We start from the raw sequence: 6,870 nt of genomic DNA, 5'->3' as shown, positions 1-6,870 counted from the left end.
TGGGATCATTTAACAAATCCTCAATTGTCTGTCTTTTTTTCATTTGTTGTGAATTTAGCAGACACACTTAATTGAACACTCTCTTATCTGGTAAGGGATTTAAACTAGGGAAAAATAATAGCAAAGGCAGCGAGATATGGAAAGATTATTCACAACAAGCGGAGAGAGAATCGAGGTTTAAGCTATACCAGTCACCGGAACTTCAATGTGAGGTACCGGCGCCCAATAACCTCCTTTCACTCGGTGTTCTTATTTAGGCCCAATACACCTGTGAAGGAGAGACACTCATAGGAGCAAAACCTTCAATCCAAAACAGCGATGTTCAAATAACCTAAAAGTACATCAACCCGCTGTCATCCTCCCTCCCGGTAGAAAAATCTCAGCCATCATACACCTTGCGCTTCCACCGCCAATCTTCTCGATGGTCGGAATAGAAGGGCTGATGATCGTAGTATAGCGCTCGATGGACTGAATTTGCCCCACGTTTAGTGACTCCAATGCCGCCAGTGACATTACGGTAAACTTTTCTCCACCGTCATTGCTCACTTCCAGCATGTTTCCGGCAAAGCTGGATTTTTGCTTCAGAGTGATCGGAATTACCTTCTTGCCAGACCTAGTCAATGTTTCCTGTACTCGCTGCTTTTCTGAAGCTTTGCGGATGCTATCCAGGCACACCACCGCCAAATCGGTTCCAATATGCATCATCACATTCGTATGATAGATCGGACCCAACTTTCCATTGACCTCTTGCTCGGCACGAAACCCAATGACCTTGTAGCCCAATAATTTGGCGAGATAGTCTAGCGGTACGCGGTGCGTCCTCGGGGAGAAACATGCAAAAATCACTTTCGCTTCGTGATCCAAAACCATGCTGCCTGTGCCCTCCAGGAATTGCCCGCTATCTTCAAAAAAACTAAGATCAAGGATCTCGTTCACCTTGAAACCCGAGTGAATCAGCCCCTCGACAATGTCCTTTCTACGCTCCTGTCGCCTGATCGTGGAAAACATGGGATACAAGATCAGTTTCCCGTCAGCATGGGTGCTAAACCAGTTGTTGGGAAACACCGCGTCTGGCTTGGCGGGATTTTTCGAGTCTCCCACCACGACAACATTCACCCGCTGATCTTTTAGTAGGGCGACAAACCCATCGAACTCTTTCCGCGCCAATTCCCGAATTTCGTCTTCAGCCCTCCCGTCTTTTTTTTGGTAAAAATTATTCTCAGCAGTCTCAGCATTGAACCCAAAGTTGGCGGGCCGAACCATAAGGATTGTATCGGTGGTTTGCATGCGCTAGTCCGTTAAAAGGTAGAGGTACAGGATCGGGTCGATGTCAAATCGCTTTTCGCTGATCGTAAAGTAGGCCTTCCCGTCTGGTCTAAACCCGATAGCCTCACCCTGAGGCTCCGGCACATAAGGAAGTTCCTTGGGATCTTCGGACAAAGCCTCTGCAACAGACTGTCCCTTATCGCGCTCCCAGTAGTAAACGGTAAAGTAATTTTTGATCAGGATCTTGCTCCCATCCTGACTGATATCCGCCGCTGTCGCACTGGTAAACGGCAGCTTAACCAACTCCTTTGCGACCACATCAGCTTTCCCAAAATCATCAGATCGGAGGCGAAAAAGCGTGTTGTTCTTGTCTCTTTTGGACACGATGTATAAGTCCCCAGAGATAGGATCCACGAAAAAACTCTCCGCATCCCGAGGTCCTTCAGGATAAGTGAAGGTTAAAATCTCGGGCTTTGTCGACTGTTCTTTGGTACAGGACTCCGGCTCCGGAAATCTAAAAAGCTGTACTGACTGATGTATCCCGAGATTGTCGCCAATTTCGGCAACATAAACGTACGATTTGCCTCCCGGCCCCAGGCCTACTGCGATATCCTCCCAATCCCGGTTTTCGACTCCTTCTAGCGTGATTTTCCCCAACTCACTCCCCAGGGAATCCAAAACATATACTGCTGCCTCACCCCCGCTATCGGTATGTGTGTAGAACTTATCTGGATGATTTTTTGAAAAAGCCAAACCACTCATTTCCTCCAAAATCGGATTGTCAATGGTTTTCACTCGAATACCTGACACAGGAGAAGGATCCTTCTCAGCAATCAGCTGCGCGAAAATAGAGGACGATTGAAATCCAACCAAGGTTAAAATCAGAACAATGAATCGGGTGATTTGCATGGCTAAAAGTACAAATAGGAATCATCAGGTGGCCGAAACCGCAAGAAAAAAGCCGCCCGAAAATCTCGGACGGCCGCTTGAATATTCTAGAATATTGCAGTTAAACCTCGCTATGCTTTAATAGGCAATTCATAGTTTCGCTTCCCAGTCAGCTTATACACCGCATTGGCAAGGGCCGGAATGAACGGCGGAACTGGAGGCTCTCCAACTCCGGTGGGCTTTTCCATACTTGGAATGATGTGGACGTGGATCTTTTTGGGAGCCTGAGGCATACGAATGATCTGATAGGTGTCAAAGTTATTTTGAACCACCTTGCCATTTTCCAAAGTAATCGCCGAGGTCGTCGCCAAACTGGTGGCAAACTGTGCTCCTCCCTCAAACTGAGAGCGAATGCGATCTGTATTCACCGGAATGCCGCAATCTACTGCGTAGTGAACCTCCGGAATAACGAGATTACCTGCTGCATCTTTTTCCACCGTCACCACGCAAGCCACATAAGTCAGGAAGCTCTTGTGCGCTGCAAAACCAATCGCCTTGCCTGCAGCAAGATTGGCCTTCCAATTTGACTTTTCAGCGACGGTCTCTATCACCTTTTTCATCCGGCCCGTACTCCAGGGGAAATCTTCGATCTTCTCCCCATAGTTGCCATAGTCACCGACCATTTCCCCAGCAAAAACCAGATCCCTGTCTTCTCCCAAGAGTTGAATTGCCTGCTCGACGGGATCTAACCCCTTGGATTCCGCGATCTCGTCCAGCATCGAACTGGTCGCAAAGGCATGGTGAATATTGCTCACTGATCGCAACCAACCAATGCGGGTATGTGCTGTCGATTCGTGGGATTCGATGCGAATATTAGGAACATCATAGGGAAAATCACGGCAACCCAAATCCAACTCTCCGTCTGAAGGGGGCGCTGCTGTGAGTCCCGACCCGATAGCAGGGAACACCGTGTGATGATTCCAACCCGTAAGATTTCCAGCCGCATCCAAGGTGGCCACGATTCGCTGAGCACTATGAGAATGGTAAAAATCATGGTGCAGGTCGCAAGATCTCGTCCACTGGACACGGACGGGCACACCAGCAGCTTTGGAAAGGAGCGCTGCCTCCACCACATAGTCAGGCTTGGATTTTCGCCCAAAACCTCCACCCAATAACGTCACGTTAATTCTCACTTTAGTGACATCAACTCCCAAAGCACCAGCAACCGCACCTTTTGCCCATTGGGGATGCTGGCTTGGAGCCCAAATCTCTACCGAACCGTCGGCTTTGACATCAGCAATAGCAGCAGGAGGCTCGACGGTGGCGTGTGCATAGAACGGAGCTAGATAGGTTTTTTCAAATGTTTTTCCGGCAGAGGCTTTCGCTTGGCTAAAGTCGCCGCGCTCTCTTTTTACCGTGCCTGACTTCGCCGTGCTTTTTACCATTTCCTGGAGTTGCGCTGCGGAATTATAAGATTGATTGACTCCCAAATCCCACTCAACTTCCAGCGCCTCACTGCCTTTGATCGCAGCCCAAGTGTTTTCGGCCAAAACGGCGATTCCCTCTAATGGCTGATCCAGAGGAGGTGGATCGCCTCCGCCTTCTATCTTCACCACCTTTTTGACACCCGGGATCGCCAGGGCTTTTTCATCGTTGAACGAAATGACTTTTGCACCAACCACAGGACTGCGGCGAACCACCGCGATCAACATATTTGGCAGATTTACATCTGCGCCGAAGACAGCTTTACCCGTCGCGATATCCTTTAGGTCATATATCGGAACGTCCTTCCCTACGAGCTTGTAAGCCGAGAAATCCTTCATCACGAGCTCTTCATCCTTGGGCAATTCCATCGTCTGAATCTGTGAGACCAAGTCACCAAACGGAATTTTCTTGCTCCCGCCCTTCAGGATGACATGGCTGGCTTCGGTATCGCATTCGGAGGGATCTACCTTCCATTCTGCTGCAGCAGCTTTCACCAGCATTTGTCGGGCTGCGGCTCCGGCTTTTTTCATCGGCTCGTAAAACATCCGAATCGAAAAAGAACCATCCGTGTTTTGGTTGCCGTACTTATCCTCGTCTCCTTCGGCCTGCACGATCTTCACCAGACTCCAGTCAGCCCCGAGCTCATCGGCCACGATCATCGGCAGGGACGTTCGGATTCCGGTGCCCATTTCGGAGCGATGTGCCACGATGGTCACGATGTTATCCGAGCCGATGCTGACGAACACGTTGGGAGCAAAGGTGATCAGCTCCCCTTTTGGCCCGCTGCATTGGAAATTGATCCCCAACACAAAACCTCCTGCGGCAAGTGATCCGATTTTTAGGAAGTCCCTTCTTGACGCTCGATAGATCTCACTGCGATCAGCGGTGGAAGCTGTTGACTTCTGCTTATTCAAAAATGGCAATTTTGGCATCATGATTTTGCTGATTTTGGGATGTTAAAGCGATTGGGAGGCAGTGACGATAGCGTCTTTGATTCGATTGTAGGTACCGCAGCGACAGAGGTTCCCCTCCATTGCAGCTTCAATATCGGCTTCTGAGGGGCTTGGATTTTTGGTCAACAAAGCTGCCGCGTTCATGATCTGACCAGATTGGCAGTAGCCACATTGTGGAACGACATGCTCGACCCAAGCTTTTTGCAAGGGATGGCTTCCGTCTTCGGAAAGTCCCTCGATGGTAGTTATCTTACCCGCACCCACCTCGGAGATCGGCAAGCTGCAAGACCTCACCGCTTCTCCGTCCAAGTGAACCGTGCAGGCTCCGCATAGTGCCTGCCCACAGCCAAACTTAGTACCTTTCATATCCAATAAATCCCGGATCACCCACAGCAGGGGCATATCCTCGGACGCGGTGACCTCTTGGGTTTTACCGTTAATCGAGAGTTTGTAGTTTTCCATAGATTTATAAATTGAATTTTTTAAGTTATAAAAAAGAGAGGACTCTAAATCATAAGTTTAGAAATAATCAGTTCTCGTAAAAAGCCAAGCTTGCATGAGCCACCCCCCCCTATATTGAAGCACCATTCAGACAGAAAACCAGTGGATCCAAGTTGCGCGAAGGGCTTTGTTTCTTCAATTTCTCACAATCATAGGTTCGAAAATCAATCCTATTTTCATTCCAAGTGTTTGAATTCCTAAGCTCCAATCAAATTCCATTTTTCCCGATAAGGTCTCCACAGTGTTGCTTCCGCTTCAGAATTGTTTTTGAAAGTCTCCGTTTTCGAATTCCATTTCAAGGAGCTTTTCAGCTTAAAGGATGTCAAGGCCAAATGCATCGGCAAGGTCATCTCTCTTGCATATCTGAGGTTGGATTCAGGCTGTGAGCGGGATTTCACTGCATCGAGAAAGTTCTGTTGATGTCCGGGTGACCGTGGGATGGTTTTTGGGATTTCTGGAATATCCTCCATTACCTGCCCATTGATCCGTATTTCCCGGGTGCCATAGTCGCAGATCAAAGTCCCCTTACTTCCCTCGAAAAAGGCACCGATTCCTCTTTCTTTTGCTCCGGGCACATCCGGTGCATTGGTCGTCCAGTGCAGGTCCAGCCCCTTAAACTTGAAGTCAACATCAATCCATTTAGGGGTGTCCCCTACTCCCTCCGACCTTTCACCGTTTGCCGAAATACGGCTCAAGCCACTCGGAGGCATGGACATCCAGACCACGTCTGCAATGTGGCACCAGAAGTCCTGAAAAAACCCTCCAGAATATTCCATAAAGTAACGATAGTTGAAATGGCATTTTTCCGGTGCATAGTCTGACAAAGGCGCCGGACCTAGCCACATATCCCAATCCAGATTGGGAGGAGGCGCCTGGTAGGTAAGCGAAGGAATCAGAGGTGGTTCGCCTGTTTTCCAAAGTCGGATGGTTTTGATTTTACCCAACTCTCCGGACTGGATAAGCTCGGCTACCCGATGGTAATTGTCTCCCGCATGAATTTGCGTTCCAAGCTGGAATATCTTCCCGGTTTCCTCTTGAGCTTTCAGCATCAGTTGCCCTTCTCGGAGCGAATAGGAAAGCGGCTTTTCGCCATAGACGTCTTTGCCAGCTTGGAAAGCCAAGATTGCAATCTGAGCATGCCAATGGTCTGGCGTGGCAATGGTCACGGCATCGATATCAGACCTTTCCAAGACTTTTCTAAAATCCTGATAAACCTGCGCTTTGGTATCCGGATGGATTTTTTTCAGTGCAATCAAAGCTTCATTTGCCCGATTGATATCGACATCGCAAAGTGCTACAATCTCGGCCTCCGGAAGATTGGCAAACCAGTTGAGATGCGAAAGCCCCATCCCTCCCAAGCCGATATGGGCGATCCGAACCCGGTCAGACGATGCGGCCCGGAGCCCCGCGTAGGGTAAGAATTGCAGTCCAAGCGTAGTCAGAACGGAGTATCGGAGAAAATCCCGGCGGTTGAGCGATAAATTCATGGGTGTGGGAGGTTACGACATGTAGTTAGGGAAAAATGCCCGAAATGGCAATAGTGTTTGGGATTGTGAAGTCTCCGATTTTGCGACTTCGTTTCCACCCTTTTTTCAGAATTTAAGGATTACCAAGCGGTATTGCTGATATCTCAAGAAATTCCCCAAAAAATAAGTCCCTGAATCAGAATCAGAAAAGGGCCAGAAAGGACGAAAATAAAGATTTTTTCAGAAACCGATTTGGAATAAAAAGGCGATGCACCTACATTTGCAACACGATTTCCAAAAGGGACAATCGA

General features: G+C 48.7%; 5 protein-coding genes. All 5 read right to left on the bottom strand.

The features are described 5' to 3' along the window. Nucleotides 1–342 precede the first annotated feature (342 nt). Nucleotides 343–1,287, bottom strand: a complete 945-nt coding sequence (ctlX, locus tag ABD031_RS12905; protein ID WP_343852088.1) for a citrulline utilization hydrolase CtlX — start codon at nt 1,285–1,287, stop codon at nt 343–345. Between the two features lie 3 nt (nt 1,288–1,290). Continuing rightward, nucleotides 1,291–2,175, bottom strand: coding sequence for a hypothetical protein (locus ABD031_RS12900; RefSeq protein WP_343852086.1), 885 nt, complete (start codon nt 2,173–2,175; stop codon nt 1,291–1,293). A 110-nt stretch (nt 2,176–2,285) separates the two neighbouring features. Next, the gene (locus ABD031_RS12895; RefSeq protein ID WP_343852084.1) at nt 2,286–4,574 is read right to left on the bottom strand and encodes a xanthine dehydrogenase family protein molybdopterin-binding subunit; all 2,289 of its coding nucleotides are present in this window, start codon (nt 4,572–4,574) and stop codon (nt 2,286–2,288) included. A gap of 21 nt (nt 4,575–4,595) precedes the next feature. After that, entirely contained in the window at nt 4,596–5,054 is a 459-nt protein-coding gene (locus ABD031_RS12890; RefSeq protein WP_343852082.1) for a (2Fe-2S)-binding protein, read from the bottom strand. Nucleotides 5,055–5,290: 236 nt separating this feature from the next. Then, nucleotides 5,291–6,580: a Gfo/Idh/MocA family protein gene (locus ABD031_RS12885; protein ID WP_343852080.1), complete on the bottom strand. Its 1,290-nt coding sequence runs from the start codon at nt 6,578–6,580 to the stop codon at nt 5,291–5,293. Nucleotides 6,581–6,870: the final 290 nt, after the last annotated feature.

It is taken from the genome of Algoriphagus jejuensis (assembly GCF_039523455.1).
Taxonomy (GTDB): domain Bacteria; phylum Bacteroidota; class Bacteroidia; order Cytophagales; family Cyclobacteriaceae; genus Algoriphagus; species Algoriphagus jejuensis.
This window is presented reverse-complemented; position numbering and strand designations above follow the sequence as displayed.